The organism is Pseudomonas sp. RIT-PI-AD, from assembly GCF_025642785.1.
Taxonomy (GTDB): Bacteria; Pseudomonadota; Gammaproteobacteria; order Pseudomonadales; family Pseudomonadaceae; genus Pseudomonas_T.
In genome coordinates this window covers 61,574-80,807 of the sequence record NZ_JANZKU010000014.1, presented here as the reverse complement: position 1 = coordinate 80,807, position 19,234 = coordinate 61,574, and the positions used below count along the sequence as shown (strand labels likewise).

The following is a 19,234-nucleotide window of genomic DNA, read 5'->3' as shown; positions in this document are numbered from 1 at the left end:
GAAAGTCCGATGACCATCCCTATTTCAGTGACTGTGGGACGCCGCTAGCGGGTCCCTGAACCACTTTTCACTCGCTGAAATATCAGGAGATTGTCATGAGCACAGCATTTTCCCTTGCCCCTCTGTTCCGCCATTCCGTCGGCTTCGACCGGTTCAACGACCTGTTCGAATCCGCGCTGCGCAACGAGACAGGCAGTTCCTACCCGCCCTACAACGTCGAGAAGCACGGTGACGACCAGTACCGTATCGTCATCGCGGCCGCCGGCTTCCAGGAAGAAGACCTGGAGTTGCAAGTCGAGCGCGGCGTGCTGACCGTCAGCGGCGGCCGGCGCGAGAAGACTGCGGAAGGCGTCACCTTCCTGCACCAGGGCATCGCCCAGCGTGCCTTCAAGCTGTCGTTCCGCCTCGCCGACCACATCGAGGTCCAGGCGGCGGCCTTGCAGAACGGCCTGTTGCACATCGATCTGTTGCGCAGCGTGCCGGAAGAAGCCAAGGCCAAGCGCATTCCCATCGGCGGTGAGCAACGCGCCGCGCTGGAACACTGATAGCCGGCCGGGGTTCGCGGCGACGCGAACCCCCTTTCCGAGCCATATGGACGCCCCGACCGGTTCGGGGCGTTTTCTTGTCCGCTTTTCGTTCATGCCGGGGTTTTGCCGGCGAATCCCCGGCAAAAGGCCGCGCGACTCATTTCCCGCTTGGCGCCTCACCTCGGGGACGCTAAGGTTCGCCGACATAAGAATCGCCCGACCTCATGAGCGGGCGCGATCGATCCAACTTTCTCGAAGGGGCAGGGGCCGCATGAAAAGTATTTGGGGTATCGGCAAGGCGTTCGCTTTGCTTTTCTGGGCGGCGGTGGTGACGAATCTGGTCGTACCCTTCGCCCATCCGATCGACCTGCTGTTGTCGCTCGCCGGCGGGCTGGTGCTGGGCATGCACCTGATCGAACTGGCGGTGTTCCGCGCGCAGCTGCGCCAGTTGCAATCGCCGGGGCGCCAGCGCCTGCAGGTCTTGCTGTTCGGGGTCTTCCATCTGCTCGCCGTGCAATCCCGGAAGGAGCAGGCGCATGCGTAAGGTAGCCCTGTCGATGGTCTTGCTCGCACCTTGTGTACTGGCGGATGGCCGGGTCAGTGTCGAGCCGCACAACCTGCTGCGACTGGCCGGAAACGCCGAGATCCTGGTGCTGGAGCGGCTGGAGGTGGCGGATCAGGCGAGCCTGCTGATACCGGCCACGGTGCGTGAACTGCATGTCGAGGAGTTGCGCCTGGGCGAAAACGCCTACATCGGCGTGGCGCCCAGCGAGCAGGCATTCCTGCTCGACGTCCGCCAGGGCGACATCGGCCCCGGCAGCCGTATCGCGGCCCGTGGCGTGTCGGGGAACATGCAGCGTTACGCCGGCGCCGGGCGTACCCTCACGCTGCGCCTGCAACGGGTGACCGTCGCCGATCTGACCCTGGACGTGCGTGGCGGCCAGGGCTCGCCGGGCTACGCGGGGCTCGGCGGCGCCTACGGACAGCCGGGAGGCTGCCTGTGGGGCCGCGCCAGCCGCGGCCACGACGGTCAGGATGGCGGCGATGGGCGTAACGGAGGCCCGGGAGGCCAGGTTCGCGTCGAGATTCCCCTGAACTTCCCCGCCGAGAGCCTGCACGCCGACGTCGACGGCGGTGCCGGCGGGCCGGCCGGCGAGGGCGGCAGTGGCGGCAAGGGCGGCGCCTCCAAGGGCTGCTGGCTGTATCGCACCGACGCCGGACGCGACGGGCGTACCGGCAATCCGGGCAAGCCCGGCCTGCCGGGCATTCCGGGCGCCGTGGACGTCGTGCGCTTTTGAGTCGCGGGTTCCGCCGGGCGCGATCAGAAGCCGGGTCGCGCGGTGGCGAGAACCACTACCGTCAGGCCCAGTAGCAGGTTGAAGCCGACCAGGCGGCGAATCTGTCCCAACGCAGCGGCGCCGGCGGCCCAGTCGCCGGCATCCACCGCACGTCGCAGCTGCGGAAACTGCAACGCGAGGATGCGCAGGAACAGCGCGACCATCGCGATGTACAGGCCGATCATTGCCTGAACGTAGCGCGGGGCGCCGTCGAGGCCGGCGAAACCCAGGTCCAGCAGGCCGATTCCGCTGAGCGGCAAGAGCACCACTGAGGCCCACACCCAGCGGAAGAAGCGCCGCAGCACCTCCACCCAAAGCCCCAGGCGTGCCGGGCCCTCCAAGGCGACCACGGCGGCGGGGCGAAGCACCAGCCAGGCGAAGAACATGCCGCCGACCCAGACCAGGGCGGCGAGGACATGCAGGCTATAGAGGAGGGCATGGACGGTCATTGGGCAATCTCCGGTGGCGGTCAGCGAAACGCGCGTTATCATAGCGGCCTCTCCGAAACACTGAAAATTTATCCAGCCCTCCGCGCCCATGCTCAGTACCGAACTCAAGTCCCAGATCCAGGGCGCCTACACGCGTTTCCTCGAAGCCAAAGGGCTCAAGGCCCGCTATGGCCAGCGCCTGATGATCGCCGAGGTGGCCAAGGTGCTTGGCACCATCCAGGTCGACGACGAAGGCCATCGCAGCGGCGAGCCCGCGGTGGTGGCGGTGGAGGCGGGTACCGGGACCGGCAAGACGGTCGCCTACAGCTTGGCGGCGATCCCGGTGGCGAAGGCGGCGGGCAAGCGCCTGGTGATTGCCACCGCCACCGTCGCCCTGCAGGAGCAGATCGTCCACAAGGACCTGCCCGACCTGATGCGCAACAGCGGCCTGAACTTCAGCTTCGCCCTGGCCAAGGGCCGCGGCCGCTACCTGTGCCTGTCCAAGCTCGACATGCTGCTGCAGGAAGGCGAGGCGCAGAGCGCCACGGCGCAGTTGTTCGAGGAGGAGGGCTTCAAGATCGACGTGGACGAGCGCAGCCAGAAACTGCTCGGCCAGATGATCGAGAAACTCGCCGGCAATCGCTGGGACGGTGATCGCGACGCCTGGCCCGAGGCCATCGAGGACGCCGATTGGGCGCGGGTCACCACCGACCACAGCCAGTGCACCAACCGCCACTGCCCGAACTTCCAGCAATGCGCTTTCTATCGCGCGCGCGAAGGCATGACCAAGGTCGATGTCATCGTGACCAACCACGACATGGTGCTGGCCGACCTGGCCCTCGGCGGCGGCGCCATCCTGCCGGACCCGCGCGACACCCTGTACGTCTTCGACGAAGGCCATCACCTGCCGGACAAGGCCATCGGCCACTTCGCCCACTTCACCCGGCTGCGTTCCACCGCCGACTGGCTCGAGCAGATCGCCAAGAATCTCAGCAAGCTGCTGGCCCAGCACCCGCTGCCGGGCGACCTCGGCCGCCTGATCGAGCAGGTGCCGGAACTGGCCCGGGAGCTGCGCACCCAACAGCAGTTCATGTTCACCGCGTGCGAGGAACTGGCGGACTTCCGCGCCGGCGAGGACATGGAGGGCCGCGAGCGGCCGCGGCACCGGTTCCCGGCCGGCGTGGTGCCCGAGCACTTGTTGGCGCTGGGCGTCGAGTTGAAGAAAGGCTTCGCGATCCTCAACGACCTGTTCACCCGTCTCACCGAATTGCTGAAGGAAGCCATGGACGGCGAGGCCACCGTCGGCATCGCCAGCCACCAGGCCGAGGAGTGGTATCCGCTGTTCGGCAGCCTGCTGGCCCGGGCCCAGGGCAACTGGGAACTGTGGACCGCGTTCACCGCCGAGGACCCCCAGGACAGCCCGCCGATGGCGCGCTGGCTGACCCTGGCGGAAAGCGGATCGCTGTACGACATAGAAGTCAACGCCAGCCCGATCCTCGCCGCCGAGACCCTGCGGCGTAACCTGTGGAACGTCGCCTACGGCGCCCTGGTGACGTCCGCCACTCTGACCGCACTGGGCACCTTCGATCGCTATCGGATGCGTGCCGGCCTGCCCCGCGCAGCGGTCACCGCCGTGGTGCCGAGCCCGTTCCACCATGCCGATGCCGGGGTGCTGCGGGTGCCGGACCTGAAGGCCGACCCACGGGATGCACCGGCCCACACGGCCGCCATCGTCCGCGAGTTGCCCGCCCTGGTGGAAGGCTCGCGGGGCAGCCTGGTGCTGTTTTCCTCGCGGCGGCAGATGCAGGACGTGTTCGACGGCCTGGAGCGGGAGTGGCGACGCTGCGTGCTGATCCAGGGCAACCTGTCCAAGCAGGAAACCCTGAACAAGCACAAGGCGCGGGTCGACGAGGGCACGTCCAGCGTCCTCTTCGGGCTGGCCAGTTTCGCCGAAGGGGTGGACTTGCCGGGAGCCTATTGCGAGCACGTGGTGATCGCCAAGATTCCTTTCGCGGTGCCGGACGATCCGGTGGAGGCCGCCCTCGCCGAATGGATCGAAGCGCGCGGAGGCAACCCCTTCATGGAAATCGCCGTGCCGGATGCGTCGTTGCGCCTGGTGCAGGCCTGCGGGCGACTGCTGCGCACCGAGCAGGATCGCGGCACCATCACGCTGCTCGACCGGAGAGTGATCACCCAGCGCTACGGTAAGGCGATTCTCAATGCGTTGCCGCCGTTCCGGCGGGAGATCGGCTGACGCGGCGACCGACCCGTAATGCCCGGCGGGTCGATGCCGTGGCGGCGGGGCTCAGTTCAGCAGTTCGGCGAAGACCTTGTCCGCTTCCAACACCGTCGGCAGCTCGGCGAACAGCGCATCCAGGTCCAGCCCATCGAACAGCGGGCCTTCCAGGGACTCCTGGGCCGGCGCGTTGGCGCCGCCATGCTGGCGCAACGCCTCGGCGATCAGCACCGCCTGGGCGACCAAGCGCGGCAGCGGCAAGTCCACCGGCGCTTGCAGCGGGCGGGCCTGGTAAGCGATGGCCTGCTGGATCAGCACCGGCAGTTGCCAACGCTTGGCCAGCTCGGCGCCGACCTCGGGGAACCCGAAACCGAGCTGCAACGTCTCAACAGCGACGCGCCCGGCGGCATCGGTCTTGGTCCGGTTGAGCGCGTTCACCAACTCGGTGCCGGCCGTCTGGATCAGCAATTCGCCGATGTTGTGCATCATGCCGCAGGTGAATGCGGTTTCCGCGGCCACGCCGCGTTGCTTGGCCAGCAGGCGGGCGATGCTGGCGACCTGGAAGCTGTGGGTCCAGAACCCCTTGAGATCGAAGCTGCTGTCCGCCTTGAAGGCGCCGGTCACCGCCGAGGCCAATACCAGGGTGCGCAGGGTGTTGAAGCCCAGGCGCATGGCCGCGTCCTCGATGCTGGTGGCCTCGCGGGCGCCGCGGAAACGCGCGGAGTTGGCGAGCCGCAGCACCTTCGCCGCGATCACCGGATCGAGGGCGATGTTGCGCGCTACGCTGTCCAGGTTGGTGTGGGGGTTGTCGAATTGCAGGATCAGGTCCTGTGCCACCTTGGGAATGCTGGGTAGAGTATGTAACTGTTCGAACAGGCTATTGATATCCATGCGAGACTCTCCGGCTTGATGCAGTCTGAAGAACGATAGCCAGCCGCCGTCGTTTTTCCTGCCGGAAACGAATTTTTATGCAGTGGACGCCGATCGCGTCATCCCATCGCTGCCTTGAGAGGAATACCTATGCGTCGAAGTAGTGCGTTGAACAAGCTGCTGGTAGCCATGCTGCTGGGTGTCGCCGGCCCGGCCCTGGCGGCCGAGGGGCAGAGCCTGTTCAACTTCGTGCGGCCGCTGGATGCGGTGCAGGTGATCACCGAGAACGCCAGCCTGCCGAGCGTCACCGCCGAGACTACTGCGGAGGGGGAGATCCTCCGCCGCCTCACCTTCAATGCCGGCGACCAGCCGAGCCTGCGCCTCACCCCGCAGACCGGGACCTGGGACTGGAGCCAGAGCGGCGCCATGAGCCTGCGCATCCAGAACGCCATGGACTGGGCGTTGACCCTCGACGTGAAGATCGTCGGCGCCGACGGCAAGGCCTTGCACAGCCGCATCGCCCTTCCCGCGGGTCCCGCGCAGACCCTGCTGGTGCCGCTCAAGGCCACCTCGCCGAAAGACCAGGGCATGCGTGCCGGCCCGCCGATGCCTTGGAACCGCGACGGCAAGCGCGTGCTGCTGGCGGAGAGCGTCGAGGGCGAACTGGACGCCGCCCAGGTCAAGGAAGTGGTGATCGCCCTGGACAAGCCGGACGTCGCGCAGAACATCCTTCTGGGGCGCTTCGGCACCCAGGGCGAGGACGTCCGTGGCGAGGCCTACAAGGGCCTGGTGGACACCTATGGGCAGTTCACCCGCGGCGACTGGCCGGAGAAGATCAAGAACGACGACCAGTTGAAGAGCGCCGCCCAACAGGAGCGCCAGCGCCTCGACGAACAGCTCGCCCAGCGCCCCGAGCAGGATCGCTTCGGCGGCTGGCTCGGCGGCCAGCGCTTCGAGCCATCCGGATTCTTCCGCACCGAGAAACGCGACGGCCGCTGGTACCTGGTCACGCCGGAGGGCAATCCGTTCTATTCCCTCGGGGTGAACGCGATCAACACCGAACAGAGCCAGACCTTCGTCGAGGGCCGCGAGGCGATGTTCGAGGGCCTGCCCCAGGAGGGCGAACCGCTCGCCGCCCATTACGGCCGCCAGGACGCCCGCAACGAGATCGGCGCGAACAAGGGCAGGGCGTACGCCCAAGGACGCTGGTACGACTTCTACGCCGCCAACCAGGCGCGCCTGAACGGCACCTTCGACGCCGCCGAATGGCGCAAGCTGGCCACCCAGCGCCTACAGGCCTGGGGGTTCAATACCGTCGGCAACTGGAGCGACGAGGGCTTCTCCACCAGCCAGCAACTGCCCTACACGCTGCCGCTGTCGATCCATGGGGACTTCGCCACCATCAGCACCGGGCTGGACTGGTGGGGCGGCATGCCGGACCCCTTCGACCCGCGTTTCGCCATGGCGGCCGAGCGCTCCATCGCCATCGCCGCCCGCGATCACCGCGACGACCCCTGGCTGATCGGCTTCTTCGCCGACAACGAGCTGGCCTGGGCCGGCCGGCCGGAAGACCCGCACTGGCGCTACGCACTGGCCTACGCCACGCTGCGCCTGACCACCGACGTCCCGGCCAAGCGCGCGTTCCTCAAGCAACTGCGCGACAAGTACCGCAACCAGAGCGGGCTCTCTGCCGCCTGGGGCATCGAGTTGTCGGCCTGGGAGCTGATGGAGGACCCCGGCTTCGAGGCTCCGCTGCCGAGCCCCGAGCACCCGGCCATCGAGGAAGACTTGAAGCGCTTCCAGCGCCTCTACGCCGATACCTATTTCAAGACCATCGCCGATTCCCTGGACTGGCACGCGCCCAACCACATGCTCCTCGGCGGGCGTTTCGCCAACAGCATCCCCGAGGCGATCGAGGCCTGCGCCCAGTACTGCGATGTGCTGAGCTTCAACTTCTATACCCGCGAACCGCAGCATGGTTACGACTTCGCGACCCTGCGCGCGCTCGACAAGCCACTGCTGGTCAGCGAATTCCACTTCGGTTCGCGCGATCGCGGCCCGTTCTGGGGCGGCGTCGCCGAAGTCCCGCGGGAAGAGGACCGTGGCCCGGCCTATGCGCATTTCCTCGAACAGGCCCTGGCGGAGCCGCAGATCGTCGGCATCCACTGGTTCCAATACCTGGATCAGCCGGTGACCGGCCGCCTGCTGGATGGCGAGAACGGCCACTTCGGTCTGGTGGGGATCACCGATCGCCCCTGGCAGGGGTTCGTCGACGCCGTACGCAAGGCCAACCTTCAGGTGCCGAAGGCGATCCGCGGCAACCCGGTGCCGGCCAGCGCGGCGCAACCCGCCAGCGGTCCGGCGAACCCGCCGGCGGCCGACAAGGCGCCGGCTCCCGCGAAAGGCGATACGCCGGCGGCCACCGAGGCCCCGGTGGAGGCGCCCGAGGCGAAGGAGAGCGGCCAGCCCGCGACTCCGACACCCGCGGCAACGGACGAGACTCCGTCCGAACCGGCGCCCGCCGCTCCGGCCCCGGGCGAGAAGAAGGCCCCCTAGCCTGACGCGCGGAAGCGCCTCGCGCTTCCGCGTCCGCCCCATCCACTCTCCATTGGCTGAAGGAACTACCGGTGCAGATACAGGGTTATTTCGATCTCCAGTTCGAACCCTTGAAAGACGCGTTCGCGGCGTTGTTCGAGGACCCCCAGGCCCGCGGCGCGGCATTGTGCGTCCAACGCGGCGGCGAGACTCTGGTCGATCTCTGGGCCGGGGTGGCGGACCGGGAGGGCCAGCAGGCTTGGCACAGCGACACACTGGTCAATTTGTTTTCCTGCACCAAGACCTTCGCCGCGGTCGCCGCGCTGCAACTGGTGGCGGAAGGCAAGCTCGCGCTCGACGCGCCCATGGCCGACCTGTGGCCGGCCTTCGCCGCCGCCGGTAAGGGGGGGATCACGCTGCGCCAGGTGTTGTGCCATCAGGCCGGACTGCCGGCGATCGCCCAGCCGCTGCCCGCCGAAGCGCTCTACGATTGGGACGCCATGACCCGGGCACTGGAGGAACAGGCACCCTGGTGGACGCCCGGCGAGGGCCAGGGCTATGCGCCCATCACCTACGGTTGGCTGGTCGGCGAAATGATCCGGCGCGCCAGCGGGCGCGAGCCCGGCGACGCGATCGTGGCCCGGGTCGCCGCCCCGTTGGGGCTGGACTTCCACATCGGCCTGGACGACGCGGAGTTCCACCGTGTCGCGCACGTGTCGCGGGCCAAGGGCAACTCCGGCGACGCGGCGGCGCAGCGTCTGCTCAGAACCACCATGGGCGAACCCAATTCCATGCCCAGTCGCGCCTTCGCCAACCCGCCGTCGGTGCTGACCAGCACCAACAAGCCGGAATGGCGGCGGATGCAGCAACCGGCGGCCAATGGCCACGGCAACGCGCGCAGCCTCGCCGGGTTCTATGCCGGCCTGCTGGACGGCAGCCTGCTGGACGCCGAGAGGCTCGCCGAGCTGACCCGCGAACACGGCGTGGGCGAGGACAAGACCCTGCTGACCCGCACGCGCTTCGGGCTCGGTTGCATGCTCGACCAGCCCGGCGTGGCCAACGCCACCTATGGCCTGGGGCCGCGGGCATTTGGCCATCCCGGCGCCGGCGGCTCCATCGGATTCGCCGATCCCGAGCGGGACCTGGCCTTCGGCTTCGTGACCAACACCCTCGGACCCTACGTGTTGATGGACCCGCGCGCCCAAGGGCTGGCGCGGGCATTGGCCGACTGCCTATAGCGATCACCTTTCCCTGCGACGGAGCCTCTTCTCATGGTCACCTGTTACCTGCGCTACCTCATCGACCCGTACAAGCTGAAGGAATTCGAGCACTACGGAAAACTCTGGATCCCCCTGGTCGAGCGTTTCGGCGGGCGCCATCACGGCTATTTCCTGCCTTCCGAGGGCGCCAATGACGTGGCCCTGGCGTTGTTCACCTTCCCCAGTCTGGCGGAATACGAGCAATACCGGGAGCGCTCCCTGGAGGATCCCGAGTGCCAGGCGGCGTTCGCCTATGCGGAACAGACCCGCTGCATCCTCAGCTACGAGCGCAGTTTCTTCCGCCCGGTGTTCGAGTCGCCGGCGCCGCCGACCCGCTGGACCTGACACCGGCGCCTGGACAAGCGCCTCGGTTTCCCGCGCGCGCGGCCTCCGCCGAGCCTGGCCGAGGCCGATCCGGTCGCGCCTGGAACCCGGGTACATCGTTTTGCCGTTAGCCGACCGCGCCTTCGCCGAAGGCGCTCGGACCTCAGGGGTACGGCGCGCGGCCTCCGGGTGAACGCGCCTCGAGGGTTGCTCCGCCATGCGGTCGGCGACCCCCTCTGCCTCGCCCCCAAAGCGCTGTCCTCTCGCCTGGGTCGACCGACCCGGTGGTTTCGCCTGCCCCATGGAGGGGGCTTTTGCACCCATCATTCAGCGACCTGATGAAGCGCCGGAGTGGCGATCGCCTTGGCTACACTGCCGGCATTCCCACCGCCCCATCAGGAAGGCAGCTCACCATGCAGAATCGCATCATGATCACCGGCGCCGGTTCCGGCCTCGGCCGCGAAATCGCCTTGCGCTGGGCGCGCGAAGGCTGGCGCCTGGCGCTCTCGGACGTCAACGAGGCCGGCCTGGCGGAAACCCTGAAAGCGGTGCGCGACGCGGGCGGCGACGGTTTCACCCAACGCTGCGACGTGCGCGACTACAGCCAGCTGACGGCCCTGGCCCAGGCCTGCGAGGAAAAATTCGACGGCATCGACATCATCGTCAATAACGCCGGGGTGGCCTCCGGCGGGTTCTTCGGCGAGCTGTCCCTGGAGGACTGGGACTGGCAGATCGCGATCAACCTGATGGGCGTGGTGAAGGGCTGCAAGGCGTTCCTGCCGCTGCTGCTGCGCAGCCAGGGCACGATCATCAACATCGCGTCCATGGCGGCCTTGATGCAAGGGCCGGCGATGAGCAACTACAACGTCGCCAAGGCGGGTGTGCTGGCATTGTCGGAAAGCCTGCTGGCGGAATTGAAGCAGGATGGCGTGGCCGTCCACGTGGTCTGCCCGTCGTTCTTCCAGACCAACCTGCTGGACTCCTTCCGCGGACCGACCCCCGCCATGAAGCAACAGGTCGGCAAATTGCTCGAGAGTTCGCCGATCAGTGCCCGCGAGATCGCCGAGTACATCTACCAGGAAGTCGCCCAGGGCGCCTTCATGATCCTGCCCCACGAACAAGGGCGCGCCGCCTGGCAGCTCAAGCAGCGCAATCCACAACTGCTCTATGACGAGATGGCCGCGATGTCCGAGAAAATGCGCGCCAAGGCGCGCCAGGTCGACTGATTTCCTGTCCATTCGGTCAATTTTCCTGCCCAGGGTTGCCCCTCGAGGGTGCGCGGGGTAGGGTTGGCGGCCCGGCCTGCCGCCGTTGACCGATGGACTGCTTGTGAAACCCGTATCCCGGGCCATGTTGATGTTGGCCCTGGTGCTGGCGGCGATCAATCTTCGCCCCGGCATCACCTCCCTCGCGCCCCTGATCGAACGCATCGCCGCCGACCTCGACCTGAGTCGCGGCCTGATCAGCCTCACCACCGCTTTGCCGGTCCTGTGCATGGGCCTGCTGGCACCCCTGGCGCCACGCCTGGCCGCGCGCTTCGGCCTGGAACGCACCATCGCCTGCTGCCTCGGGCTGATCGGCAGCGCGCTGCTGCTGCGCCTCGCCAGTCACCTGGGCGGCGTGCTGATCGGCAGCGCGGTGGTGCTCGGCACCGGGATCGCTGTGGCCGGCCCGCTCCTGTCCGGCTTCATCAAGCGCCATTTCGAACACGTCGGCCGGGTGGTCGGCTGGTATTCCTTCAGCATGTCCATCGGCGGTGCCAGCGGCGCGGTGTTCAGCATGCCGGCGACCCGCCTGCTCGGCGACGACTGGTCCTACGGCCTGGCGGTCTGGGCGCTGCCGGCCTTCATCGGGCTGGCGTTCTGGCTGTTCCTGCCCGGCCAGCGCGAGGCGGCGAATGCGCCCAGCGGCGGGGCCGGGTTGCCTTGGCGCGAACCGCGCGCCTGGCTGGTGACCGCCTTCTTCGCGATCCAGGCCGGCCTCTTCTACACCTTGGCCACCTGGCTGGTGGCGCGTTACCACGAGGCGGGGCTGAACGAGTTGCGCGCCGCCGGGTTGTTCAGCACCTTCATGCTGGTCGGCCTGCCCAGTGCGTTCCTGCTGCCCTGGCTGGCCCAGCGCTTCGACAACCGCCATCACCTGCTGCTGGGCTGCGGGCTGATGGTCAGCCTTTGCCTCGGCATGCTGACCTTCGCCCCGACCCTCTATCCGGAGCTGTGGGCGACCCTCCTGGGCTTCGCCCTCAGCGGCTCGTTTTCCCTCTCCCTGGTGTTGCCGCTGTACGAGGCCCACAGCCCGCTGCAGGTCAGCCGCTGGACCGCGATGATGCTCTGCGCCGGCTACGGCATGGGCTGCCTGACGCCGATCCTGGCGGGCGTCGGCCGGGATTTTTCCGGCACCTACCAATTGCCCTTCATGGTGCTCACGGCGCTCGCCCTGGGCATGACGATAGTGGCCAGGGCGCTGCGCCCGCCGCGCCGCGCCGCCGCGTCGGAGAGCGCCCGGCACCCCGAGTGAGACCGGCGTCGCGTCCCCGCTCGCGCGACTTTCGCCGGGCCGGTCGGCGTGTTAGAAGGCTGCACCCATTCAGCAGGAGTCCCGCGTGGAGTCTGAATCCATCGTCTATGGCCGTATCCGCGACTGGTCGGCGGAGGCTGGCGAGAGTCGCCTGCGGCGCGCGCTGAACCGTCGTGTGCTGGAACGCCTGCCCGGCGGCGAGGGCTGGCCGTTCCTCGGCCGCGAGATGTTCTCCTGCTGCCGCCAGCAGGGCGAAGGGTTGTACCAGAGTCAGGTGATCCATTTCGGCGCCAGCTATCGTGCGGTGGAGTACGAGTGGACGCTCTGGGTGAACCAGTTCGAGGCGTTGCTCAAGCGGCTCTACTGGACCAGCGTGGTGGTGCACCTGGAAACCGAGTCGAGCGGCACCCACACCTTCCGCTGGGAGAGCGACCAGGGCTTCCACGCGCCTTCCAGCGACGCTCTGCGCGTGCGCTGCGCCTGGGAGCGGGAGAGCGGGCTCGGCGCGTGACGGCGCTGCGTCGCGACCTTCCGTCGATTACCCTGTAGCGCCCCCGCCATCCTGGAGACGCCATGCTCAATTACCTGTGGTTCTTTCTCGCCGCGCTGTTCGAGATCTTCGGCTGCTATGCCTTCTGGCTGTGGCTGCGCATGGACCGCGGCGCGGCCTGGGCGGTGCCGGGGCTGCTCAGCCTGACACTGTTCGCCCTGCTGCTGACCCGGGTCGAGGCGGCCTACGCCGGGCGCGCCTATGCCGCCTACGGCGGCATCTACATCGTCGCCTCGCTGCTGTGGCTGGCGCTGGTGGAGCGCAGTCGGCCCCTGGCCAGCGACTGGCTGGGCGCCGGCCTGTGCGTGCTGGGGGCGGGTATCGTGCTGTGGGGGCCGCGCTTCAACCCGGCCTGAAGGCGGCGCTCATTCGCTGTCCAGCCATTCCTTGGGCACGTCGCGCTTGAGCATCAACTGACACTGCTGGCTCTCTGGCTCGAAGACGATCACCGCCTGGCCTTTCACCAGGGCGTGGCGGGCGCGTTCGACGCGGGTGTGGAGGGGCGTTTCGTCGCCGTTGTCGGTGCCGTCGCGGGTGACGAAATCCTCGATCAGCCGGGTCAGGGTGTCGGCTTCTAGTAACGCGTGTGGAATCAGCATGGTCCGCCTCTGGGCAATGCAGGCGATGCTAGCGCCTGGGCCGGCGCGAGGCCAGCCATCAGGCGCCTTCCCGCTTGCCCCAGGCGATGAAACGCTCCAGCGTGGCGTAGAGCTGGACGCTGTCCAGGGGCTTGCCGAGGAACCCGTCCATGCCCGCGGCCGCGCCGGCCTCGCGGTGTTCATCGAAGATGTGCGCGGTGAGGGCGACGATGGGAATGGCCGGCCAGCGCCGCTCGCGCTCCTCGCGGCGGATGCTGCGGGTCGCCTCGAAGCCGTCCATTTCCGGCATCTCGCAGTCCATCAGGATCAACTGAATGGCGGTCGGATCGCGCCGGTACTCCTCCACCGCCGCGCGACCGTCGCCCACCAGGCGTACGCCATAGCCGCGCTTCTTCAGGAACCCTTGCACCACCATCTGGTTCACCGGGTTGTCCTCGGCGACCAGGATGCAGGGCGCCGCCTCGCCGATGCTGCGCGGCGGGCGGGGAGCGACCGGCAGGGGCGCCGGGCGCTCCCGATAGAGTTCGCGCAGGGTCTCGCGCAAGGGCGTGACCGCCAGCGGCTGGGCCAGGCCGAGCAGGCGCAGGTCGTCGTGGACCGGCAGGTGCTGGCACTGCTCGGGCGGGCAGAGCAGCAGCACCGGCTGATCCTCTTTCAGGTGCGGCCGCAGGATATCCAGCCAATAGGCCGCCTGGCCGGGCCAGGGCGACATCAGTACCAGCAGCGGCGCTACGGCGAAATCGTCCAGGGCTTCCAGCAGCCGTTCCGGCGACTGGCAGCGCTCGGTGCGCATGCCCCAGCGGCTCAGCAGGCGGCTCAAGGCGTCCAGGCCGATGCCGTCCAGCGAGGCGAGCAGCGCGGTGCGCCCCTGCAGCAGGTGGCGCAGGTCATCGTCCTGGATGCCCGGCCCCTTGAGCGGGATATCGAAAGCGAAACGGGTACCCTGGCCTAAGGTGCTTTGCACTTCGATGCGTCCTCCCATCATTTCCACCAACTCCTTGCTGATCGCCAGGCCCAGCCCGCTGCCGCCGTAACGCCGGGTGGTGCTGGAGTCGCCCTGGGCGAAGGAGTCGAACAATTGTCCGAGGGCTTCCGGGCGAATGCCGATGCCGCTGTCGCTCACCGCGATGACCAGGTGCGCCGTCCCGAAGGAATCGTCGCGCCGGCACAGGTTCAGCGCCACGTGCCCGTCGCCGGTGAACTTCAGGGCATTGCTCAAGAGGTTCATCAGCACCTGCTTGAGCCGGGTCGGGTCGCCGACGATGCGCCGCGGCACGCCGTCGTCCAGGCTGACGTACAGGCGCAGGCGCTTTTCCAGGGCCTGGGCGGTGAACAGGGCGAGGGTGTCGGAAATCAACTGCTCCAGGTCGAACTCGATTTCCTCCAGGCTGAGCTTGCCGGACTCGATGCGCGCGTAGTCGAGGATGTCGTTGATCACCGACATCAAGGCGCTGCCGGAACTGGAGATGGTGTCCACGTAGAAGCGTTGGCTGCGGTCCAGCGAGGTTTCCCGCAGCAATTGCAGCATGCCCAGCACACCGTTCAGCGGGGTGCGGATCTCATGGCTCATCTTGGCCAGGAAGCGGCTCTTGGCCTGGCTCTCGATATGCGCCTGCTCCGCCGCCTGGCGCGAGCGGAAGCCTTCTTCCTTGAGCATGTTGATGCGGTCGGCGAGCCCGATGGAGAGGGTGATGAGCTCGATGGTGACGCCGATCTTCACGATGGTGGCGCCGAAGATGCCGAAGATCTCCATGCCCAGAGAGCCGGTGGTGGCCTGGATGAAGGCGAACAGCAGGATGCCCCAGGCGAGGATGTAGTAGGAGCCGAAGCGCAGGCCCCGGCGCCAGATATAGGCGCCGGACAGCAGGAGCACGAAGGAAACCCCCAGCACGGTCAGGCTGGCGAGGATGTTCCAGGCGTGCAGGCCGATCAGCGGCGCCGACAGCAGGCAGGCGGCGGTGAACAGCATCAGGCCGCGCAAGGCCAGGTCGAGGCGCGGGAAGAACTGCTTGGCGTGGAGGAAATGCCGGCTGAACTGGATCGCCGTCAGGCAGTGCATGAACATCAGGATGTAGATGGCCACCGACTGCAACCCGACGTTTTCCGGCAACAGCTTGAACAGCATGCCGTCGAAGCAGGCGGCGAACAGCCCGACGTTGAGGTTGTACGCCAGGTACCACAGGTAGGCCGACTCGCGCAGCGACAGGTAGAGGAACAGGTTGTAGCAGAACATCGCGAACAGCACGCCATAGAAAGCGCCGTTGAAGCCCATCAGGTTTTCCTGGGCGGCGGCGCTGGCGTTATAGGTGCTGAAAAAAATCGGCACGAAGATGGTGCTGGAGCTTTCCACCCGCAGCAGCACCGTGGTCTCGCCGGGCTCGAGGCGGCTGGGGAACCAGAAGTTGCGCACCTGCACGCTGCGCTGGGCGAAGGCGAAGCGGTCGCCGCTGCGTTGCGCCACCACTTCGCCGTCCGGACCGATCAGGTACAGGTCGAGCAGGTCCAGCAGCGGATAGTTGATCTCCAGGTAGCCTTCCAGCGGGTGGACCAGGCGATTGTCCAGGCGCAACTTGAACCACCAGGCCGATTTGTTCTTGCCGAGGTTGGCGTGTTCCGCCTTGACCGGCTGGAAGGCGTCGTCCGGCAGCGCGCGCACCTGTTCGAAGCTCAAGTGGCCAGCGGGGTCCTCCAGGTAGCCCATGGCGTGGCCGAGGGGCAGGCGCAGGTCGTCCTGGGCCAGCGGCACGCTCTCGAAGGCCCACAGCGGGGCGCAGAAAACCCACAGCAATAACGACAACGCCAGGCGAGGCATCCACGAACCTCTTTGTTCTTTTACCGCGGCCTGCGACGGCGGACGGTTCCAGGGGCGCACTTTGCCCGGAAGGCCAGGGGCCAGCAAGGGTGGCCTTATACAAGCAGGGGCACTTGAAACGCGTCCGGCACCCGCCGGACGCGGCGGGCAGCGGGCGCCGCGGGGACTGCGCCGGCGTGGACCGCACGTCGGCGGTGATGGGCGATCAGCCGGAGCGGCTGGGGCGACTCATTCCGGCTCGTCCTCGCGCGGTCCCACCAGGCTGTCCACGCTGGGTACGCGGGTATCGCTGGCCATCTGCGCAGTGTGTTCCAGCTGATGGCTGAAGGGCTCCAGGGATTCCTGGGCGGGTTGCGCGTCGCTGGCGAACACCGGCGGGCTGAGGATGTAGACGCCGAGCAGCCGGCTCAGGGCCTGCAGGCTGTCCAGGTGGGTGCGTTCGTAGCCATGGGTGGCGTCGCAACCGAAGGCCAGCAGGGCGGTGCGGATGTCGTGGCCGGCGGCGATCGCCGATTGCGCATCGCTGTGGTAGTAGCGGAACAGGTCGCGACGCACCGGGATGTCGTGGCCGTCGGCCAGCCGCAGCAGGTGGCGCGACAGGTGATAGTCGTAGGGCCCGCCCGAGTCCTGCAGGGCGACGGTGACCGCGTGTTCGCTGGATTGCTGGCCGATGGCGACCGGGGCGATATCGATGCCGACGAATTCGCTGACGTCCCAGGGCAGCGCCGCCGCCGAGCCGGAGCCGATCTCTTCGGTGATGGTGAACAGCGGATGACAGTCGATCAGCGGTTCGCAGCCGCTTTCCACCACCGCCTTCAACGCCGTCAGCAGCGCGGCGACGCCGGCCTTGTCGTCCAGGTGGCGGGCGCTGATATGGCCGCTGTCGGTGAACTCCGGCAAGGGATCGAAGGCGACGAAATCGCCGACCCGCACGCCCTGTGCCTCGCATTCGGCGCGGCTGGCGCTACGCGCGTCGAGGCGGACTTCGACGTGGTCCCAACTGATCGGCATGCTGTCCACTTCGGTATTGAAGGCATGCCCGGATGCCAGCAACGGCAGCACACTGCCGCGTAGCACGGCATCGTCGGTGAACACGCTGACGCGGCTGCCCTCGGCGAAGCGGCTCGACCAGCAGCCCACCGGTGCCAGGGCCAGGCGGCCATCGCTTTTCAACTCGCGGACGATCGCGCCGATGGTGTCGAGGTGGGCGGAGACCGCACGGTCCGGGCTGCTGCGACGGCCCTTGAGGGTCGCGCGGATGGTTCCGCGACGGGTCAGCTCGAAGGGGATGCCGAGCTCCTCGAGGCGCTCGGCGACGTAGCGCACGATGGTGTCGGTGAAGCCGGTGGGGCTGGGGATGGCGAGCATTTCCAGCAACACTTTTTGCAGGTAATGCAGGTCGGGATCGGGGAGTGGCTTGGCCATGGTTCACCTCGGGGCGGGTGCCATCCGCCGGCGAGGCGGATGGCACCGGGTTCAGGCGGGGGCTTGACTGAGCGGGAAGAGCAGATCGATGAAACGCTCGGCCGTCGGGCGTGGCTGGTGATTGGCGAGGCCGACGCGTTCGTTGGCTTCGATCATCACGTATTCGGCGGCGTCCGCGGCGGGTACCAGCAGGTCGAGGCCCACCACCGGGATTTCCAGCGCCCGGGCGGCCCGGATCGCGGCATCCGCCAGGTGCGGATGCAGGCTGTCGGTGACGTCCTCCAGGGTGCCGCCGGTGTGCAGGTTGGCGGTGCGCCGCACGGCCAGGCGGGTGCCGGCGGGGAGCACGCTGGAGTAGCCGTATCCGGCCGCCTTCAGGGTGCGTTCGGTTTCGGCATCCAGCGGAATCCGGCTCTCGCCGCCGGTGGCGGCCTGGCGTCGCCGGCTCTGGGCCTCGATCAGCGCGCGGATGCTGTGCTGGCCGTCGCCGACCACTTCCGCCGGGCGGCGGATCGCCGCGGCCACCACCTCATAGCCGATCACCACGATGCGCAGGTCGAGCCCGGCGTGGAAGCTTTCCAACAGCACGTTGGCGTCGAAACGCTGGGCGGCCTTGATCGCCTTGGCGACCTCCTCGTCGCTGCGCAGGTCCACCGCCACGCCCTTGCCCTGCTCGCCGTCCACCGGCTTGACCACCACGCTGCCGTGTTCGGCGAGGAACAGCGCGTTCTCTTCCGGGCTGCCTGCGCGCCGCTGCGCCGGCAGGCTGATGCCGGCCTGGCGGAGTACGCGGTGGGTGAGGGTCTTGTCCTGGCAGAGGGTCATGCTCACCGCGCTGGTGAGGTCGCACAGCGACTCGCGGCAGCGTACCCGCCGGCCGCCATGGTTGAGGGTGAAGAGGCCGGCCTCGGCGTCGTCCACGCGGACTTCGATGCCGCGCCGGTGCGCCTCGTCGACGATGATCCGCGCGTAGGGGTTGAGGTCTTCTTCGGGGCTGGGGCCGAGGTAGAGCTGCTGGTTGATGCCGTTCTTGCGCTTGATGGCGAAGGTGGCCAGGTCGCGGAAGCCCAGCTTGCTATAGAGCGCCTTGGCCTGCTTGTTGTTGTGCAGCACCGAGAGGTCGAGGTAGCTGAGCTCGCGGCTCATGAAATGCTCGATCAGGTGGCGCACCAGGGCCTCGCCGACGCCGGGCCGGCTGCACACCGGGGACACCGCCAGGCACCAGAGGCTCGAACCGCCCTCGGGGTCGTCGAAGGCGCGGGCATGGTTGAGGCCCATGACGCTGCCGACCACCTCGCCGCTGGCGCTGTCCTCGGCCAGCCAGTAGACCGGCCCGCCCTTGTGTCGCGGGGTGATCCGCTGCGGCTGCACCGGCAGCATGCCGCGCCCGCGGTAGAGCTGGTTGATCGCGGTCCAGTCGTCGTCGCTGTGGGCGCGGCGGATGCGAAAACCGCGGAATGCCCGACGCGCCGGTCGGTAGTCGCTGAACCACAGGCGCAGGGTGTCGGAAGGGTCGAGGAACAGCTGTTGCGGCGCTTGCGCCAGCACTTGCTGGGGCGCCGCCACATAGAGGGCGATGTCGCGCTCGCCGGGGTTTTCCGCGAGCAGTTCCTCGGCGAGGCCGGCGGCATCGGGGTAGGTGTGCCCGAGCAACAGGCGACCCCAGCCGCAATGCAGGTATTGCGGCTGGCTGGGCTTGGCCTGGTGATCTTCCGCCAGCCGGGCTTGCAGGCGCTCGTAGGTCGGCGCCTGGCCGCGCAACAGGCGCTGGCTGTGGAGGTGGGACGGGCTGGCCTGTCCTTTCATGGTGCGTGT

Annotated in this window: 17 protein-coding genes; 11 read left to right on the top strand and 6 right to left on the bottom strand. The window is 67.9% G+C overall.

The genetic code is table 11. The features are described 5' to 3' along the window. The first annotated feature begins 95 nt into the window (after nt 1-95). The 3 genes from OGL92_RS13860 (at nt 96) to OGL92_RS13850 (ending at nt 1,825) form a co-directional block, all read left to right on the top strand. The gene (locus tag OGL92_RS13860; protein ID WP_263144318.1) at nt 96-545 is read left to right on the top strand and encodes an Hsp20 family protein; all 450 of its coding nucleotides are present in this window, start codon (nt 96-98) and stop codon (nt 543-545) included. Nucleotides 546-798: 253 nt separating this feature from the next. Further along, nucleotides 799-1,071, top strand: coding sequence for a DUF1145 domain-containing protein (locus OGL92_RS13855; protein WP_263144317.1), 273 nt, complete (start codon nt 799-801; stop codon nt 1,069-1,071). Beyond that, nucleotides 1,064-1,825, top strand: coding sequence for a collagen-like protein (locus OGL92_RS13850; protein WP_263144315.1), 762 nt, complete (start codon nt 1,064-1,066; stop codon nt 1,823-1,825). The genes OGL92_RS13855 and OGL92_RS13850 overlap by 8 nt, the downstream gene beginning before the upstream one ends. Before the next feature lie 23 nt (nt 1,826-1,848). Here the strand turns inward: OGL92_RS13850 and OGL92_RS13845 are convergent, their stop codons facing one another. Then, on the bottom strand, nt 1,849-2,313 hold the full coding sequence (locus tag OGL92_RS13845; protein ID WP_263144313.1) for a CopD family protein: 465 nt from the start codon (nt 2,311-2,313) through the stop codon (nt 1,849-1,851). Nucleotides 2,314-2,401: 88 nt separating this feature from the next. On the opposite strand from OGL92_RS13845, the gene dinG reads away from it, so the two are divergent. Next, nucleotides 2,402-4,546, top strand: a complete 2,145-nt coding sequence (dinG, locus tag OGL92_RS13840; RefSeq protein ID WP_263144311.1) for an ATP-dependent DNA helicase DinG — start codon at nt 2,402-2,404, stop codon at nt 4,544-4,546. Between the two features lie 51 nt (nt 4,547-4,597). Here the strand turns inward: dinG and OGL92_RS13835 are convergent, their stop codons facing one another. After that, nucleotides 4,598-5,419, bottom strand: a complete 822-nt coding sequence (locus tag OGL92_RS13835; protein ID WP_263144310.1) for an HDOD domain-containing protein — start codon at nt 5,417-5,419, stop codon at nt 4,598-4,600. A 168-nt stretch (nt 5,420-5,587) separates the two neighbouring features. On the opposite strand from OGL92_RS13835, the gene OGL92_RS13830 reads away from it, so the two are divergent. The 7 genes from OGL92_RS13830 (at nt 5,588) to OGL92_RS13800 (ending at nt 12,939) form a co-directional block, all read left to right on the top strand. Further along, nucleotides 5,588-7,954 carry a beta-agarase gene (locus tag OGL92_RS13830; protein ID WP_263144384.1) on the top strand — a complete coding sequence of 789 codons (2,367 nt, stop codon included), beginning with the start codon at nt 5,588-5,590 and terminating at the stop codon, nt 7,952-7,954. A 71-nt stretch (nt 7,955-8,025) separates the two neighbouring features. Continuing rightward, complete coding sequence (locus tag OGL92_RS13825; RefSeq protein ID WP_263144308.1) at nt 8,026-9,171, top strand: serine hydrolase domain-containing protein; 1,146 nt, start codon at nt 8,026-8,028, stop codon at nt 9,169-9,171. 33 nt (nt 9,172-9,204) lie between these two features. Beyond that, nucleotides 9,205-9,537 (top strand): NIPSNAP family protein, encoded by a 333-nt coding sequence (locus tag OGL92_RS13820; RefSeq protein ID WP_263144307.1) that lies wholly within the window; start codon nt 9,205-9,207, stop codon nt 9,535-9,537. Between the two features lie 392 nt (nt 9,538-9,929). Further along, nucleotides 9,930-10,742 carry an SDR family oxidoreductase gene (locus OGL92_RS13815; protein WP_263144306.1) on the top strand — a complete coding sequence of 271 codons (813 nt, stop codon included), beginning with the start codon at nt 9,930-9,932 and terminating at the stop codon, nt 10,740-10,742. Nucleotides 10,743-10,845: 103 nt separating this feature from the next. Further along, entirely contained in the window at nt 10,846-12,033 is a 1,188-nt protein-coding gene (locus tag OGL92_RS13810; protein ID WP_263144305.1) for an MFS transporter, read from the top strand. Between the two features lie 85 nt (nt 12,034-12,118). Beyond that, entirely contained in the window at nt 12,119-12,544 is a 426-nt protein-coding gene (locus tag OGL92_RS13805; protein ID WP_263144303.1) for a hypothetical protein, read from the top strand. A gap of 62 nt (nt 12,545-12,606) precedes the next feature. Then, a complete protein-coding gene (locus OGL92_RS13800) occupies nt 12,607-12,939 on the top strand; it encodes a YnfA family protein (RefSeq protein ID WP_263144301.1) in 333 nt (110 codons plus the stop codon). 9 nt (nt 12,940-12,948) lie between these two features. Here the strand turns inward: OGL92_RS13800 and OGL92_RS13795 are convergent, their stop codons facing one another. The 4 genes from OGL92_RS13795 to ngg all read right to left on the bottom strand — a co-directional run bounded on the left by OGL92_RS13795 (nt 12,949) and on the right by ngg (nt 19,225). Continuing rightward, nucleotides 12,949-13,182, bottom strand: a complete 234-nt coding sequence (locus OGL92_RS13795) for a YheU family protein (protein WP_263144299.1) — start codon at nt 13,180-13,182, stop codon at nt 12,949-12,951. A 58-nt stretch (nt 13,183-13,240) separates the two neighbouring features. Then, nucleotides 13,241-15,994 carry a hybrid sensor histidine kinase/response regulator gene (locus OGL92_RS13790; protein WP_263144298.1) on the bottom strand — a complete coding sequence of 918 codons (2,754 nt, stop codon included), beginning with the start codon at nt 15,992-15,994 and terminating at the stop codon, nt 13,241-13,243. Between the two features lie 228 nt (nt 15,995-16,222). Continuing rightward, the gene (locus OGL92_RS13785; protein WP_263144296.1) at nt 16,223-17,419 is read right to left on the bottom strand and encodes an osmoprotectant NAGGN system M42 family peptidase; all 1,197 of its coding nucleotides are present in this window, start codon (nt 17,417-17,419) and stop codon (nt 16,223-16,225) included. Between the two features lie 51 nt (nt 17,420-17,470). Continuing rightward, entirely contained in the window at nt 17,471-19,225 is a 1,755-nt protein-coding gene (gene ngg, locus OGL92_RS13780; protein WP_263144295.1) for an N-acetylglutaminylglutamine synthetase, read from the bottom strand. Nucleotides 19,226-19,234 lie beyond the last annotated feature (9 nt).

Excerpts from the sequence above, each read along its gene's own strand:
- OGL92_RS13785 (WP_263144296.1), bottom strand. The coding sequence starts at position 17,419 with ATGGCCAAGCCACTCCCCGATCCCGACCTGCATTACCTGCAAAAAGTG.
- OGL92_RS13795 (WP_263144299.1), bottom strand. The coding sequence starts at position 13,182 with ATGCTGATTCCACACGCGTTACTAGAAGCCGACACCCTGACCCGGCTG.
- ngg (WP_263144295.1), bottom strand. The coding sequence starts at position 19,225 with ATGAAAGGACAGGCCAGCCCGTCCCACCTCCACAGCCAGCGCCTGTTG.
- OGL92_RS13855 (WP_263144317.1), top strand. The coding sequence starts at position 799 with ATGAAAAGTATTTGGGGTATCGGCAAGGCGTTCGCTTTGCTTTTCTGG.
- OGL92_RS13845 (WP_263144313.1), bottom strand. The coding sequence starts at position 2,313 with ATGACCGTCCATGCCCTCCTCTATAGCCTGCATGTCCTCGCCGCCCTG.
- OGL92_RS13850 (WP_263144315.1), top strand. The coding sequence starts at position 1,064 with ATGCGTAAGGTAGCCCTGTCGATGGTCTTGCTCGCACCTTGTGTACTG.
- dinG (WP_263144311.1), top strand. The coding sequence starts at position 2,402 with ATGCTCAGTACCGAACTCAAGTCCCAGATCCAGGGCGCCTACACGCGT.
- OGL92_RS13820 (WP_263144307.1), top strand. The coding sequence starts at position 9,205 with ATGGTCACCTGTTACCTGCGCTACCTCATCGACCCGTACAAGCTGAAG.
- OGL92_RS13800 (WP_263144301.1), top strand. The coding sequence starts at position 12,607 with ATGCTCAATTACCTGTGGTTCTTTCTCGCCGCGCTGTTCGAGATCTTC.
- OGL92_RS13835 (WP_263144310.1), bottom strand. The coding sequence starts at position 5,419 with ATGGATATCAATAGCCTGTTCGAACAGTTACATACTCTACCCAGCATT.
- OGL92_RS13790 (WP_263144298.1), bottom strand. The coding sequence starts at position 15,994 with ATGCCTCGCCTGGCGTTGTCGTTATTGCTGTGGGTTTTCTGCGCCCCG.
- OGL92_RS13830 (WP_263144384.1), top strand. The coding sequence starts at position 5,588 with ATGCTGCTGGGTGTCGCCGGCCCGGCCCTGGCGGCCGAGGGGCAGAGC.
- OGL92_RS13860 (WP_263144318.1), top strand. The coding sequence starts at position 96 with ATGAGCACAGCATTTTCCCTTGCCCCTCTGTTCCGCCATTCCGTCGGC.
- OGL92_RS13815 (WP_263144306.1), top strand. The coding sequence starts at position 9,930 with ATGCAGAATCGCATCATGATCACCGGCGCCGGTTCCGGCCTCGGCCGC.